This window comes from Vreelandella piezotolerans (genome assembly GCF_012427705.1).
GTDB lineage: Bacteria > Pseudomonadota > Gammaproteobacteria > Pseudomonadales > Halomonadaceae > Vreelandella > Vreelandella piezotolerans.
Genome location: NZ_CP048602.1, coordinates 3,326,559 through 3,342,177, shown reverse-complemented (window position 1 = coordinate 3,342,177; position 15,619 = coordinate 3,326,559). Strand labels below are relative to the sequence as shown.

The window sequence follows — 15,619 nt, the reverse complement described above, 5'->3', positions numbered from 1 at the left end:
GGTTAGCGAATCCCCGCCCGTAAAAACGACTGCACGAACTGGCGCTGGAACAGCAGAAAAGCCACCAGCAGCGGCGCAATACTCAGCAGCGTGGCAGCGCTGACGGTGGCCCAGTTGACGCCGGTTTCTGGCGCGGAGAACACGCCCAATCCCACCGTCAGCGGGCGGCTCTCCACGGAGTTGGTCACCACCAGCGGCCACAGGAAGTTGTTCCAGTGGTGGCTGATCGACACCAGCCCGTAGGCCAGATAGGTGGGCTTGGCCAGCGGCACGTAGACCTTCCACAGAATTTCCAGCCAGCCACAGCCCTCGATACGGGCGGCGTCCTCCAGCTCTCGGGGGATGGTCTTGAAGGTCTGACGCAGCAGGAAAATACCGAAGGCGCTGGCCACGTAGGGCAGGCCAATGCCGGTGATGGTATTGATCAGCCCCAGCTCGCTGGCAATACGGTAGTTCTCGACGATCAGCACTTCGGGAAACACGAATAGCTGAATCAGCACCAGCATGAACAGCAGGTGCTTGCCGGGGATCGGAAAGCGGGCAAAGGCAAAGGCGGCCAGCGTGCAGACCACGAACTGGGCCAGTACCACGCCGGTCACCAGCGCGAAGGTGTTCAGGTAGTAACGCGCAAAGGGGGCCTGGGCCCAGGCGTTCGTGAAGTTATCCAGTGTGAGCGGGGCGAACAGATCGAAAGTCACCATGAATTCGCTGGGGTGGAAGGCGGCCCAAAAGGCGTACAGCAGTGGAAAGATCCAAATAACCGCGAGTAGCCATGCCGCTATCGTTTCCAACGCTGGTAGGGAGTAGTCGAAGCGCGCGCGGGGCGCGTAGGTAGCGGGCGTATTCATTGGTAGTGCGTCCTGCGGTCCAGGATTGTGAACTTCAGCGTGGCCACCACCGCCAGTACCAGCAGAATGACCACGGTGATGGTGGCCGCCATGGTGCGGTCGAAGAAGGAGAACGCGTTCTCGTAGACGTAATAGAGCAGCAGGTTGGTGGCGTTATTGGGCCCGCCCTTGGTCAGAATGAACAGGTGGTCGACCACCCGCACCGCATTGATCAGCGCGTTGATCAGCACGAACAGCGTGGTGGGCATCAGTAGCGGAAAGGTGACCCGCCAGAAAAAGCTCCAACGGTTCGTCCCTTCAAGGTCGGCAGCCTCTTTTAACTCGGGTGGGATGCTCTGCAGCGCCGCGAGATAGAAAATCATAAAAAAGCCGGCTTCTTTCCACACCGACATGACGATGACCGAGCTTAACGCAACGCTTGGATCGCCTAGCCAGTTAACGCCGGAAAATCCCAGCGCACCGAGCACACTGTTAAACAGCCCAATCTGCGGCGCATAAAAAAACATCCAGATATTGGCCGCGGCGATCATGGGTAGAATCGTCGGCGTAAAGTAGGCCATACGTACAAAACCGCGCCCCGGCAGTTTGCCGTTGACGAATAGCGCCATGCCCAAGGCCAGCGCAATAGAGGTGGGAATGGTACCCAGTGCATAGAACAGATTATTGCGAGCTACCTGCCAAAACGTTGGGTCATCGAACAGCACCTGATAGTTCTCGATGCCTACGAATTCAGGGGGCGCACCGCGGAAGCCGGGTAAGAAAAGGCTGTTAATGACCGTAGAAACGGTCGGCAAATAGGCAAACGTTGTCAGCAGCACCGCAGCGGGTAGCAGCAGAAGCGCGCCATAGAGCTGCATGTTGCGGTGGTCGTTGAATGACATAGAGCAGTACCAAACGTTGGAAAAGCCGGGGCATGCCCCGGCGAACAGTCATATGTCTGACGACTAGCGTGCGTAGCGGCGCAACACGCTGTCGGCTTCTTGCTGTGCTTGGCTAAGTGCTTCCTCTGGCGACATCTGTCCGGTCAGCGCCGCTTGTACAGCGTTATCCAAGGCGCGGCGAATGCGGCCTCCTTGGTAGGTGGAAAGCTCCGCCGTGCCGTGTTCCAGCTGGTCACGGGCGACCGCTGCGGGTGGGAACTCTGCCACATAGCGTTGTAGCGCGTCGGTTTCGTAAGCGGCGGGGCTAACGCCCATGTAGCCGGTCTCGATCGACCATGCGGCGGCACGCTCGGGCGCGGTCATCCAGCGGATGAAGGTCATCGCCGCGCGCTGCTCTTCTTCGCTGGCATCTTCAAAGATGTAGAAATTGCCGCCGCCAGTGGGGCTGCCGCGCTGGGTCTTCATGGGCAGCATGGCGACGCCAAATTCGAAATTGGCCTCGTTGCGTACGGCGGTCAGGTTACCCGTCGTGTGCCACATCATGGCGGTGGACTGCTCTAGGAAGTTCTGGCGCAGAGTGCCCCACTCGATGGTGCCGCTAGGCATGGCATCGTGCTCGGTAGCCAGCGACACCCAGTATTCGAGAGCTTCGATGGCGGCCGGGTCGTCAAAATAGACCTCGGTGCCATCGTCGTTCATCAGGCGATGGCCGTTCTGGAAGGCGAACGCCTGGAACATCCAGTAGGGGTAGCCGGTGGACGGTACCATCACGCCCCATTGTTCTCCGTTCGAGGCTTCGCGCACGGCAGCCGCCATCTCGGCCATCTCTTCCCAGTTTTCCGGCGGCGTTTCCGGGTCCAGGCCAGCGGCTGCAAAGGCGTCCTTGTTCCAGAACAGCACGATGGTGGAGCGCTGGAAGGGGATACCGTAGGTCTTGCCATCCAACTGACCGTTCTCCATCAGCCCGGGGTAGAAGCTATCCAGCCACGCTTGCTCTTCCTCGGTGTCGATGAGGTCATCAAAGGCCACGATGGCGTTCTGCTCGATCAGCTCGTACAGGTCGATGGAGAACAGCACCGAGAGCTGAGGCGTATCGCCCGCTTCCATGGCGGACATGGCGCGCACGCGAGTGTCGTCGTAGTTGCCTGCGTAGATGGCTTCTACGTTGATATCCGGGTGTTCGCTTTCGAACTCGTCCACCAAGTTGTCAACGACCTCGGTCAGTGCGCCACCTACGGAAACAGGGTAGTACATCGTCAAGTCGACACTGTTAGCGCTGGCGTGACCGGCACCTAACAGTGCTGCGGCGATGGCTGTCATTGCAAAAGAGAACTGAGAACGCATGAGAGACTCCACAAGTGTTTGTGATGTTGTCAGGATGAGAGCGGTCAGTGTTGGAAAGAGCCCACGGCGGGCGGGCGCGGTACGCTTCGATGCGAAGCGGGTAAGGCAAGAGGCGCTAACGCTTGCTGACGCAGACCCTGTTGATCAAACAAATGGGCGCTATCTGGCGTCCAGTAGAGTTTGCAGGGCTTACCCGAGAGCGCTTGCTTACCGCTAAGGCGAGCGCGCACGGTGTGATTGCCGACGGCGACATGGGCAATCGTGTCGGCACCTAAGTACTCATCACTGAGTACCTGGGCCGGAATGCCTGCCTCGGATGCTGGGCGCAGTTCGATATCTTCAGGGCGCACGCCCAGCTGCCCCCCGGCGGCCTCCATGGGAGCCACTGGGGTCGAGGGTTCGCCCTCGATAACGGCCCCCTGGTCACCTTGCACTAGAGGCAAAAGGTTCATGGCCGGGCTGCCAATAAAGCTGGCAGCAAAAGCGCTGGCGGGCTGGTTATAAAGTTCGTCGGGTGTGCCGTCCTGCACGATATGTCCTTGTTGCATCAAGATCACACGGTCTCCCATGCTCATGGCCTCCACCTGATCGTGAGTGACGTAAACCACCGTCATATCGAGTCGTGATTGCAGGGCTTTGATCTCCCTGCGCATATCGCTGCGCAGCCGCGCATCGAGGTTGGACAGCGGCTCATCCATCAAACAGATGGGGTGCTCTGAGATAATCGCTCGCGCCAGCGCCACCCGCTGACGCTGGCCGCCGGAAAGCTGGGCCGGTTTGCGGTGCAGGTAATCCGTCAGGTCCACCAGCTCGGCCACCTGGGCCAGGCGCTGCTGCCGTTCTGCCTTCGCTACCTTCCGGCTGCGCAGGCCAAAGACGATGTTGTCGGCCACGCTCAAATGCGGAAATAGCGCATAGGACTGAAACACCATGCTCAGCCCACGGTCGCCAGGTGGCAGGCTTGTCACATCGCGCTCACCAATATGAATCTCCCCGCTGCTGGCTTCTTCCAAACCTGCGATCATGCGCAGCGTGGTGGATTTTCCACAGCCTGACGGCCCCAGCAGGATGACGAACTGCCCAGGCTGAATGTCGAAGGAAATGTCGTTGACTGCCGTGGTCGCGCCCCAGTGCTTGGAAACGCTTTGAAGGCGTATTTGCGGCTGTTGTGACATAGCACCTCCAAGATTGGCCGTGGGCTTATCGGTCAATCATGTGATGGAGGTGTTGCGGTTGAATGACGCTCGTGTGGCAGGGGTGTGACGTATGGGGCTAAGCATCAACGAGAGATGTTAATGCCGTAACGCTGCAACCGGCGTACGACGCTGGATTGGCTGATACCCAGCCGCTTGGCGATGGCGTAGGTGCTGGGCAGCGTGTGACACAACGTTCGTAGCGCGTCCCGCTCTAACCGCTCTAGGTACTCTTTCAAGCTTTCGCCTGAGGCGAGCGGTGCCGCGATAGGTGAAGCAGATACATTCGCCAAGCGGTGGGTATGCTGTTCGGTATAGGCCTGCGTTGCAGGCACTTCAATTTGATCGGTGGGGCTTGAAAGCCAGGCTCTCTCCAGCCAGTTTTCCAGCTCCCTGACATTACCCGGCCAGTCGCTGCCCATGAGGGTCGACCATACGTGATTACCGAGAATTTTCTGCCGCCCATAGCGCTGGTTCAGCCGTTGTAAGCATGCTTCCACCAAGTCGGGAATATCCTCACGTCGGTCGCGCAGCGGTGGCAGGGTGACCGGGATGACGTTGAGGCGGTAGTAAAGGTCGAGGCGGAAACGCCCCGCTTCCACCTGCTTGCCCAAATCCTGATTGGTCGCGACCACCAAGCGAAAATCGACCCGGCGGGAGCGCGTATCCCCAAGGCGCGTCAGGCTGCCATCCTGAATCACTTTCAGCAGTTTGGTCTGCATCAGCAGCGGCAGCTCGCCAATTTCATCCAGAAACAGCGTGCCCCCTTCGGCCTGCTCCAGCAGTCCGGCCTTGCCTTGCCGCGCGGCACCGCTGAAGGCGCCGGGCTGGTAGCCGAACATCTCCGACTCGAACAGGTTTTCCGGGATCGCTGCGCAGTTGACCTCGATGAACGGGCCATGATGGCGCTCGCTCCAGCGGTGGAGCTGCTTGGCAAAGGCCGTCTTGCCCACGCCAGACTCCCCCAGCATCAGTACATTGGCATCCGATGGCGCGACTCGCTTTAGCAGTAGCGCAATTTCGCGCATCACATGGCTTCTGACTTGTAGGTTATCCAGTGCCTCATCCAACGCCTGCTCTTCGGCATCGGGGGCGGCCTGGCTGCGTTTCAAGTGCTCACTAAAACGTTTTTGCAGCAAGGCGTATTCGTCCTGCAGCAGCTGAAGGTCGGTCAAATCCCGTGAGCGGCTGACAATGCGCTCCAGCTTGCCGTTGACGAACACCGGGTAGGCTTCGGCAATGACGCGGCGGCCCGTGCCGGTGATTTGCATTAGCTGAGCGGGCTGGCGAGTGCGGATGACTTCCATGGTGATGGACGGTTTCAGAATACCGGCGGCCTGGAGCTGTTGAACGCTGCTGGAAAGCAGCTCCTCCCGTGATACGCCGTATACCGCCTCGGCACCGGGGCTGATATCCATAATCTGACCGTCGCCGCTGACGATAAAGAAGTGATCATTGGCGGTTTCCACGATGGTTTGCAGTACGCGCCTGTCGATTTCACTCATGCGTCCCTCCTTATCTACCGCACCCGCTTTTGTATCGTTGGATGAACAGGACAATGCAAATATGACTCGTTGATTCATTTTTGCATCGTTTCATTAGCGTTGCGATTCATTTTTGCATCGATGGGGCGGTAAACCTCCCTACTTATCAGCGCAGGTGACTTGGCATGGTCTGTGCACTGATCTGTGCATCAATGATGCATGAGCGGTATGAGCTGGATAAATCGCTGAAGCGCCGAGCCCTTCAGGCTGGCCACAATAAATCCAAGGAGAGAACGATGTCGGAATTCAATCAGCCGCTGGGCGGCAACACCATGCCGCGCTTTGCAGGCCCTGCCACCATGATGCGCCTGCCCACACAAGAGAGTGCCGAAGGGCTGGATGCAGCGTTTATCGGCATTCCCATGGATATCGGTACATCGAACCGCCCCGGTACCCGCCTGGGGCCACGCCAGATTCGCGATGAGTCGCGCATGTTGCGCCCCTTCAACATGGCCACGGGGGCAGCTCCCTTCGAGCGTCTTCAGGTCGCCGATATCGGTGACGTGCCCATCAACACCTTTCATCTGCCGAAAAGCGTCGACATCATCACCGCCTTCTACGACGACGTGCTGAAGCATGACTGCATTCCTCTCACGCTAGGGGGCGAGCACACGCTGACGCTGCCGATTCTACGCGCCATGGCCAAAAAGCATGGCCCGGTGGGCTTGATTCATATCGATGCCCATGCGGATGTGAACGAGCATATGTTCGGTGAGCCGATTGCCCATGGCACGCCGTTCCGCCGCGCCCAAGAGGAAGGGCTGCTGGCTCATAACAAGGTCGTGCAAATCGGCCTGCGTGGAACCGGCTATGCCCCGGAAGATTTCGACTGGTGCCGCGAACAGGGTTTCCGCGTAGTGCCCGCCGAGGAGTGCTGGTACCGCTCGCTGGCCCCACTGATGGCCGAAGTGCGTGAGCAAATGGGCGATACCCCGGTGTACATCAGTTTCGACATCGATGGTCTGGACCCTTCGGTCGCCCCCGGTACCGGCACGGTGGAAATGGGCGGGCTGACCTCTGCTCAAGGGCTGGAAATCGTGCGTGGTGCCGCTGGCTTGAACATCGTGGGCGGGGACCTGGTCGAGGTGTCGCCGCCGTACGACCCCAGCGGCAACACGGCGCTAATGGGCGCCACGCTGCTTTATGAAATGCTCTGCGTACTGCCCGCAGCGCAACGCCGCCCGTAAGCGCTGCCTGCAAAAGTGCCCTGCACCAAGCGCCGACCTGACAAGGCGCGGATGACAATACACAGGAAGGGGAGCGGTGCTCCCCTTCCGGACGCCGCCAGCCCACCTCCAATAATCACACTCAAAAGGTGAATCGTATGTCTCATTCTCAAGCGAAGTCGGAAGAACCGACATCGACGGCCCCCATCCCTAGCCGAGATTTACTGAAGTTTCTGATCCCTTCCATCATTGGGGTAATGCTGTTTTTGGTGCCTTTCCAAATAGGTGATTCGATCAATATTGGCATGGGGATCATGGCAGATGGGCTGCAATCTCTGCTGGAGGACGCCTTACCCGCTATCGCGTTGTTCGTATTGTGCCTGTCAGTCGTCGTGACGCTCTACGTTAAAGTCACCCAACCTGCCTGGGCGAAAAGTGGGCCTTTCCACGATATGTTCAATGTGGGCGCGATTTGGATAGCCATGCGGGTCTTGGGCGCCGTTTTTGTCATCATGACCTTTTTCCAGTTTGGGCCTGAGTTCGTCACTGCGTCGTTTACCGGCGGTGTCATGCTCAATGACTTAGCCCCTGTGTTGTTGACCTTTTTCTTCTTTGCTGCCGTATTGCTGCCATTTCTGGTCGAATTCGGTTTCATGGAGTTCATTGGCACCATGGTACGCAAACCGTTTCGCATTATTTTCAACTTACCTGGGCGAAGCGCTATCGATGCGACTGCCTCTTGGATGGGGTCGGGAACGGTGGGTGTGCTAATTACTGCCCAACAGTACGAGCAGGGCTACTACAATGGCCGCGAAGCCTCGGTGATTGCAACGAACTTCTCTGTCGCTTCCATCGCTTTTAGTCTGTTAGTAGTCAATTTCGTCAATCTCAATCACCTGTTCGTGCCGTTCTACTTTACCGTCGTGGTGTCGGGCTTAATTGCTGCGGTGGTTGTCTCGCGGATTCCGCCGCTGTCGCGTAAATCCGATGACTACTACGAGCCGGTCGGCTGCCAGTTAAGCGAGGAGCGCACCGAAAACGTGGGCCTGTTCCGCTACAGCCTGTTGCAGGCCACCCGCCGCGCAGCGGGCGCACCAGGGCCAAAAGAACTAGCACGGTTGGCGCTGCTCAACGTCATCGATATCTTTCTGACGCTGCTGCCATTGGTGTTTGCGATTGGCACCGTGGCGCTGATTTTGGCCGAGTTCACGCCGCTATTTACCTGGCTCTCTTACCCCATGGTGCCGGTGCTGGAACTGTTGCGTCTTCCCGAAGCCCAGGCGGCCGCCCCTGCCACGCTGGTAGGATTCGCGGACATGTTCCTGCCTGCCGTGCTGGCCACCAACATCGATAGTGAGTTGACCCGCTTCGTGATTGCCTGCCTTTCCATGACGCAGCTGGTGTATATGTCGGAAATTGGTGCACTGCTGCTCAAGTCGAAGATTCCCATCAGGTTCTGGGAGCTAGCCGTGGTGTTTCTGCTGCGTACGGCCATTACGCTGCCAATCATTGCCTTCATGGCCCATACGTTTTTCTTCTAAGAGGTCATGTATGAACGAGTCAACGACGATGACCTGCGCCGATCTGTTGATCCATCTGCTGCGCGAGACCTACGGCGTGCGGGCGCTGTTTGGCATTCCCGGTGTACACACAGTAGAGCTGTACCGTGGCCTGGAAAGCAGTGAGGTAGAGCACATCACCCCGCGCCACGAGCAGGGGGCTGGCTTCATGGCCGATGGCTATGCCCGTGCCAGCGGTCAGCCGGGGGTGTGCTTGATCATCACCGGGCCGGGGATGACCAATATAGCCACCGCCATGGGCCAAGCCCTGGCGGACTCCATCCCCATGCTGGTGATCTCCAGCGTTAACCGACGCGATACCCTGGGCTTGGGGCAGGGGCGGCTGCACGAACTGCCCAGCCAGCAGCAACTGATCAGCGGCGTGGCGCGTTTTAGCCACACGCTGCTGGATGCCAGCACGCTGCCGGAAGTACTGGCCCGCGCCTTTGCCGTGTTCAGTGGTGCTCGCCCAGGCCCGGTACATATCGAAATCCCCATCGATCTGTTCATTGCACCCGTACGCGTGCCGATTAGTTGGCAAGCCCCAACGCTGTATCGCGCGGCCCCCGACCCAGAGGGGGTGGCCGAGGCGGCTCGGCTACTCAAGGCGGCGAAGCAGCCTCTGGTGCTGCTGGGCGGTGGCTGTGTGTCAGCGCCTGACGCCGCGCGAGCGCTGGTTGAGCAGTTGGATGCCCCCACGGTGACGACTATCAACGCCAAGGGGCTGCTGGGGTGTAATCACCCGCTGGACCTGGGAGCCAATGCCGCGCTGCCCGCTGTGAGGGAGCTGGCTGCCAGTGCCGATGTGATTTTGGCCGTAGGTACCGAGCTTGGCGAAACTGACTATGACGTCGTTTTCGACGACGGCTTTCATCTCAACGGCACGCTGATTCGTATCGACATCGATCCCGAACAACTGGTGCGCAACCAGCGTACTACGCTCGGCCTGGTGGGCGATGCCGGGCGGAGTTTGGAGCTTCTGCTCAAGCATTTTTCTGAGCCGCTGAAACGTCAGGGCGTCGAGCGAACGGCCGCTGCGCTAAACACATTGGATTTGGCCAACGATCCCGCGTTTAGCGATTTCGTGCCGCTCTACGCAACGCTGGCCGACCATTTGCCTGACGCCATTCTCGTGGGTGACTCCACCGCCCCGGTGTATGCCGGCAACCACCTCGTCAGCCAGCCTGCGCCCAGGCGCTACTTCAATGCCTCTACCGGCTACGGCACCCTGGGCTATGGGCTGCCTGCGGCACTTGGAGCACAGCTAGCCCGGCCTGATCTCCCCGTCGTGGCGCTGGTGGGAGACGGCGGAGTGATGTTTACGCTCTCGGAACTCGCCACCGCCGTGGAAGCCCGCCTGCCCGTGGTCGTCGTGCTATGGCATAACGCGGGCTACGAAGAGATCCGCCGCTATATGGATGCCAACGGCGTGGCGCGCTTGGGGGTCGATATTCAAGCGCCCAACTTCCTGACTCTGGCCGAAGGCTTCGGCTGCCCGGGCATGCTGGTAGAGAGCCCCGACGAGCTTTCCGAGGCGCTCGCCAACCGTGCTCCCAGCGGGCCGCTACTGATCGAGATCGACGCCGCTGCCTGGCAGCGCTCGTGCTCACCTTCTGACTAGGACGTTTCCATGCAGACACTCAACCAGCAGTTCATCAACAACCAGTGGGTTGCATCGAAGGGCACCCGTTTGCTCGACGTGATGAATCCTTACCTCGAGGAGCGTATTGCCCAGGTCACAGCGGGAGATGCGACAGATGTCGATCTTGCCGTAAACGCCGCTCAACAGGCTCAACCTGAATGGCAGGCGTTGGGAGGGGCCGCACGTGCCAACTACCTCGATGGATTTGCTGATGCACTAGCGTCTCGTCGAGAGGCATTGATCACCCTGTCGGCTACCAATAACGGTAAGCCTCTGGTGGAAGCAGGTGTTGATCTGGACGATGCGATTGCCTGCTATCGCTACTACGCCAAGCAAGCCAAAGCGCTGGATGCCCGGCAAGGGGTGCGGGTCAATGTCGATATGGACGGCGTTGAAGCACGCACGTATCACGACCCTGTCGGCGTCGTGGGGCTGATTGCACCCTGGAACTTCCCGCTAGTGACCAGTGCCTGGAAGCTGGCGCCTGCCTTGGCTGCAGGCTGTACTGCCGTGCTCAAACCGTCGGAAGTGACGCCACTGCCTGAACGGGTGCTGGCGGAGATCGCGCTGGAAATCGGCTTGCCCGCAGGGGTGTTGAATCTGCTCAATGGTGACGGTGAGGGCATCGGTGCGCCGCTGACGAACCACCCTGGCGTGGATAAAATCTCCTTTACCGGCAGTAACCGCGTGGGCGAGGCCGTCATGCAGGCTGCCAGTACCCGCACCGCGAGCGTATCGCTGGAGCTGGGCGGTAAATCGCCCATTGTAGTGATGGAAGACGCAGACCCTGCCCAAGCCGCTGACTGGGTGATGGCCGGTATCTACTTCAACGCTGGGCAGATCTGCTCAGCCACGTCGCGTCTATTGGTACACGAAGACATTGCCGAAGCACTTTATGCGGCGCTTGCCGAACGGATGGATGCGCTGACACTGGGCGACCCGCTTGCCGAAGGTACCGACTTAGGGCCGTTGACCAGCGCCAAGCAGCGCGATGCGGTAAAGCGTTATCTGGATATTGCCGAGCAGGAAGGCCTCACGGTAGTGCGCGATGGGCGGCACCGCACGCTACCCGCGCAAGGCTATTTTCTAGCACCCACACTTTACCGCGATGTGCCGGTAGAGAGCCGTTTGTGGAAAGAAGAGATCTTCGGCCCCGTGCTTTGCGGCCATAGCGTGACCAGCGATGCCGAAGCCATTCGGCTTGCCAATGCCAGTGACTTTGGCCTCGCCGCCACGGTGATCAGTGGTGATCCGGAACGCGCCAAGCGCGTTGGCCGCCAGTTGAGGGCAGGCAGTATTTGGTACAACAGCGAGCAGCTCGTACTGCCCGAAACCGCCTGGGGCGGCTTCAAGCGTAGCGGCATTGGCCGCGAGTTGGGGCCTTGGGGACTGAGTGCCTACCTAGAGGTGAAGCATGTGGTTGGCCCAGCGACGTAATGGGCCGAGCCAACACTCACGTCTGATTGCGCAAAATGGTCGGTGCTGACCACTGCTGACACACGGGCATGACTTCCAGGCGGGTGATGTTGACGTGGGCAGGCAGGGAGGCCACATGCAGCGCCTGCGTGGCCACGTCTTCCGGCTGGAGCGGTTGCGCACCTTCGTAGTAGCGGTCGGCGACGCTCTGGTCGCCCTTCATGCGCACCAGGGTGAACTCGCTGGCCGTCATGCCGGGGGCCAGGTCCGTGACGCGAATGCCCAGCGGGCCCACGTCACAGCGTAGGTTATAGCTGAACTGCTCCACGAAAGCCTTGGTGGCACCGTATACATGGCCGCCCGGGTAGGGCGTATTGGCGGCAATGGAGCCCAGGTTGATGATCGTGGCCCCTGAGGGAGAAGCGCACAGATGCGGCAGCAAGTGTTTGGTGACGTTGACCAGCCCTTTGATGTTGGTATCGATCATACGGTGCCAGTCATCCAGTGATGCTTGCGGTGCCGGATCCTTGCCCAGCGCCAGCCCGGCATTGTTGATCAGCGTGCGCACCCGCTGAAAAGGCTCGGGCAAGGCCGCCACGACGCTGGCCACCGCTTTGGCGTCGCTGACGTCCAGCGCCGCCGTATGAGTCGGTACTTGTTTTTCAAAGGTCGCCTGTAGCTGCTCTAGACGTTCCTGGCGTCGGCCTGTCAAAACGAGTGCCCAGCCTGCCTGGGCAAAGAGGTGAGCGCACGCGAGCCCAATGCCGGACGTCGCACCGGTGATGAACACGACCTGCTTGGTTTCGTGCATGGAGAATACTCCCACAGTGACTTGATATTGAACTGCTCGGGAAAGCGTCATTGGGTGACGAATCCGAGCGCTTGAGTATCCATCTTTAGTCGCACTCTTTCGCCGCGTCTCTGAAAAGGCGCCATTCTCTGGGCGATTGCAGCCATCGTCATTGACGAAGCCTGCCTTCTCGAACGCCGATTTGAGCGCCTTGGCGGCTTGTTTCAAGATCGAGCCAGCATCACACCCAATAATGACAACCATAGAGAGCCTTCCCATGCGGAAACACCTGCTTGCCACGCTGGCGACCTTAGGCATGTTGACGACAGCCCCGTTCGCGCTGGCCAACCCCATTGAGATTCAAGTCAATAACACCATGAGCGAGGGCGGTTCCGAAAGTGCCGCCGTAGAGCGCTTCGCCGAGTATTTGGAAGAGAAAGCGCCCGGCCGCTTTGACGTGCGGCCTTTCCTAGCCGGTTCGCTAGGCGGCGAAAACGCCGTGCTGGAACTGCTCAACTTGGGTCAAACCCAGCTCTCCATCACCGGCGGTAACTGGCGCCAGCAGTATGCGCCTGAATATGACGCCATTACGGTTCCTTTCGTGTTCACCACCTGGGAGGAAGTGGATGCCTACATGGAGAGTCCGTCCGGCCAAGCGCTGGTGGAGCAAGCCGAAAGCCAGGGCGGCTTGAAGTATTTTGGTTTGCAGCACCGCGGGCCCCGCCATATGACGGCGAATAAAGAGATCCACACGCCGGACGATCTGGAAGGCTTCCGCCTGCGCCTACCGTCGCTGCCAGTATGGCTGGAAGTGTGGGAAGAGATCGGTGCTCAGGTCGTCAACGTGCCCGCGCCCGAAATTTATCTTGCCATGCAGACCGGTCAGGTCGATGGTCATGAGAACTCGCTCTCCTCCCCCTACACTCGCCGTCTCTGGGAAGTACAGGACTACCTGATCATGACCAGCCATGTACAGTTCCCGTGGAGCTGGGTGGCCAGCTCGCGCTGGTGGGATGGCCTCGAAGCCGAGGACCAAGCGCTGATCGAAGAGGCAATCGACGTGGCCCGTCAATACGGTTCAGAGCAAGAGCGCGAACTCGACGAGTTCTATCTCGAAGCCCTTCAAGAGGAAGGCATGACCGTGATCGAGCCAGACGTTGCACCTTTCCGTGAAGCCGCGTTACCGGCCATTGACCGCGTCATGGCGGATATGGCCGAAGGTGTTCGTGAAGACGCGCTGGGTCATCAAGACCCGTAAAACACGTAGCACAGCGCTCGCGACGGCCCCTTGGGTCGTCGCTGTTTTAGACGTCAGGTCAATACGCTATCAACGACGGGTTTCCATAGGCGATCAAAAAACGTTCAGATAAGGAGCTTTCTGGTGGAAGACGCGGTAGCGCCCAGCAAAGGGTTGGATCGAGTGGCTTTCTATACGCTAAGGAGTGTGACTCGTCTCTGCGACGGGGTGGGCGTTGCGCTCATGGCCGCTATTCTGCTGCTGATCGTGGCGGCCGTGATTGCCCGCGACCTGCTCGGCGTTGGAATGCCCTGGACAGAAGAGGTGGCTTCGATGCTAGCCATCTATGCCATTGGTTTTGGGTCTTTATCGGCTTGGGTGCGCGGCGAGCACCTAGCCGTTGATCTGTTTAGTCACAAGCTTTCCGGCCTGGGTCGGCATGTTCAATATCGTCTCACGGCGCTGATCTCGTTTGGCTTTTTCGCGCTTGCCGCTTGGGGTGCGTGGATCATGTCGGACGTGAGCGCCAACAATAAAACCGTCTCGCTCAGCATCAGTTTCAGTTACCTCTATTACGGTGTCTTTTTCAGCTTTGTGGGCATGGCGCTGATCGCCCTGTGGCAATGCGTGCGTGGTCCCGTGGTGTGGTTGGGCGCGGCCCGTGAAGAGGAGGCCTCTCGGCCATGACCGAATTACTGATTTTTGTCGGTGGCCTGCTAGCGCTCATGGCGATGGGCTTACCTGTCGTGGTCGCCATCGGCGTGACGTCCTTTGTTGCCCTCGTCGTGACGGGAACCGGCGGGTTGCCCGTCGAGCTGCTGCCATTACGGATGGTACAAACCCTCAATAACTTTACGCTTTTAGCAATCCCGCTGTTCATCTTGGCCGCCAATATCATGAATATCGGCTCCACCACGACGCGCATTTTTGACTTTGCCACCGCCTTGGTGGGCTTTACCAAGGGCGGCCTGGGCCACGCTAACGTGGTCGCCAGCTCTATTTTTGCCACTATGTCGGGCACTGCCGTCGCCGACGCTGCCGGGCTTGGCAGCATCGAAATCAAAGCCATGAAAGAGCGTGGCTACGCACTGGGGTACTCGACCGGCATCACGGCGGCCTCCAGTGTGATCGGCCCCATCCTCCCGCCCAGCATCGCCCTCGTGGTCTATGGCTGGCTGGCCAATGTGAGTATCGGTGGGCTGTTCATGGCGGGGCTACTGCCGGGCATATTGATGGCGCTGCTGCTCATGGGCATGACGCTATTGCTATCGGCCAGTGGCAAGGTGGTGATGCCGAAGCCGGTTCCCTTCGATGCGTGTGAAGTCGCCCGCACGGGAAAACGTGCCATTCTGCCGTTGATGATGCCGGCGATCATTGTCGGTGGCATCTGGGGCGGCTTTTTCACACCGACAGAGGCAGGCGCGATTGCCTCGCTCTATGCGGTGATTTTGGGTGGCTTGATCTATCGCGATTTGAGTTGGCGGGACCTTTTCAATGCTTTCCGTCGCACCCTGATGTTCAGTGCGGTGATCTTGCTGATTATCGCGGTATCTAGCTTCTATGGCTGGATTCTCGTGCGTATGGGCATCCCCCAGGCGCTGGCGGGCCAAGTGGCTAGTATCGATATGCCCATGTTCGTGCTGCTGCTCTGCTTTGCGCTGTTCTTCCTGCTGATCGGCTGCTTCATGTCGGTGATCGAAAGCATCCTAATTTTCACCCCCATTGTCGTGCCCGCCGCGTTGAGCGCCGGGCTAGACCCCGTACACTTCGGTATCGTCATGGTGATTACGCTGTCGGTAGGCGTGATTACCCCGCCGTTTGGCACGGTGCTGTTCTTGATGGTGGGCATTACACGCTTACGCTATGACCAAGTGGTGACCGCGATACTGCCCTTCTTGCTGCCCATCCTGGCGACCATTCTGCTGCTGATCGCCGTACCTGGGCTGGCCACTTGGCTGCCCGATGTCATGGGGTATTGAAGAAGAGTCGTTTGCTTCGC

At 59.3% G+C, this 15,619-nt stretch carries 13 protein-coding genes; 7 read left to right on the top strand and 6 right to left on the bottom strand.

All coding sequences use genetic code 11. From position 1 onward, the window contains the following. Window positions 1-2: 2 nt before the first annotated feature. From GYM47_RS15300 to GYM47_RS15280, 5 genes are all read right to left on the bottom strand, one after another. The gene (locus GYM47_RS15300) at window positions 3-848 is read right to left on the bottom strand and encodes a carbohydrate ABC transporter permease (protein ID WP_153843058.1); all 846 of its coding nucleotides are present in this window, start codon (window positions 846-848) and stop codon (window positions 3-5) included. Then, window positions 845-1,729: a carbohydrate ABC transporter permease gene (locus GYM47_RS15295; protein ID WP_153843059.1), complete on the bottom strand. Its 885-nt coding sequence runs from the start codon at window positions 1,727-1,729 to the stop codon at window positions 845-847. The genes GYM47_RS15300 and GYM47_RS15295 overlap by 4 nt, the downstream gene beginning before the upstream one ends. Window positions 1,730-1,792: 63 nt before the next feature. Further along, entirely contained in the window at window positions 1,793-3,073 is a 1,281-nt protein-coding gene (locus GYM47_RS15290; protein WP_153843060.1) for an ABC transporter substrate-binding protein, read from the bottom strand. Between the two features lie 44 nt (window positions 3,074-3,117). Beyond that, complete coding sequence (locus tag GYM47_RS15285; protein WP_153843061.1) at window positions 3,118-4,248, bottom strand: ABC transporter ATP-binding protein; 1,131 nt, start codon at window positions 4,246-4,248, stop codon at window positions 3,118-3,120. A 104-nt stretch (window positions 4,249-4,352) separates the two neighbouring features. After that, on the bottom strand, window positions 4,353-5,771 hold the full coding sequence (locus GYM47_RS15280) for a sigma-54 interaction domain-containing protein (protein WP_153843062.1): 1,419 nt from the start codon (window positions 5,769-5,771) through the stop codon (window positions 4,353-4,355). Window positions 5,772-6,046: 275 nt separating this feature from the next. Here GYM47_RS15280 and speB point away from each other — a divergent pair, with 275 nt between their 5' ends. From speB to GYM47_RS15260, 4 genes are all read left to right on the top strand, one after another. Beyond that, window positions 6,047-6,997 (top strand): agmatinase, encoded by a 951-nt coding sequence (speB, locus tag GYM47_RS15275; protein WP_153843063.1) that lies wholly within the window; start codon window positions 6,047-6,049, stop codon window positions 6,995-6,997. Between the two features lie 137 nt (window positions 6,998-7,134). Then, window positions 7,135-8,517, top strand: a complete 1,383-nt coding sequence (locus GYM47_RS15270; RefSeq protein ID WP_139525761.1) for a YjiH family protein — start codon at window positions 7,135-7,137, stop codon at window positions 8,515-8,517. Between the two features lie 10 nt (window positions 8,518-8,527). Further along, complete coding sequence (locus GYM47_RS15265; protein ID WP_196781562.1) at window positions 8,528-10,156, top strand: 5-guanidino-2-oxopentanoate decarboxylase; 1,629 nt, start codon at window positions 8,528-8,530, stop codon at window positions 10,154-10,156. Window positions 10,157-10,165: 9 nt separating this feature from the next. Then, window positions 10,166-11,614 (top strand): aldehyde dehydrogenase family protein, encoded by a 1,449-nt coding sequence (locus GYM47_RS15260; RefSeq protein ID WP_153843064.1) that lies wholly within the window; start codon window positions 10,166-10,168, stop codon window positions 11,612-11,614. Window positions 11,615-11,630: 16 nt separating this feature from the next. On the opposite strand, the gene GYM47_RS15255 is transcribed toward GYM47_RS15260, so the two are convergent. Beyond that, window positions 11,631-12,404: an SDR family NAD(P)-dependent oxidoreductase gene (locus GYM47_RS15255; RefSeq protein WP_153843065.1), complete on the bottom strand. Its 774-nt coding sequence runs from the start codon at window positions 12,402-12,404 to the stop codon at window positions 11,631-11,633. A 256-nt stretch (window positions 12,405-12,660) separates the two neighbouring features. On the opposite strand from GYM47_RS15255, the gene GYM47_RS15250 reads away from it, so the two are divergent. From GYM47_RS15250 to GYM47_RS15240, 3 genes are all read left to right on the top strand, one after another. After that, on the top strand, window positions 12,661-13,641 hold the full coding sequence (locus GYM47_RS15250; protein WP_153843066.1) for a TRAP transporter substrate-binding protein: 981 nt from the start codon (window positions 12,661-12,663) through the stop codon (window positions 13,639-13,641). A gap of 123 nt (window positions 13,642-13,764) precedes the next feature. After that, window positions 13,765-14,307, top strand: coding sequence for a TRAP transporter small permease (locus GYM47_RS15245; RefSeq protein ID WP_153843067.1), 543 nt, complete (start codon window positions 13,765-13,767; stop codon window positions 14,305-14,307). Then, a complete protein-coding gene (locus tag GYM47_RS15240; protein WP_153843068.1) occupies window positions 14,304-15,599 on the top strand; it encodes a TRAP transporter large permease in 1,296 nt (431 codons plus the stop codon). Before GYM47_RS15245 ends, GYM47_RS15240 begins: the two co-directional genes overlap by 4 nt. Window positions 15,600-15,619 lie beyond the last annotated feature (20 nt).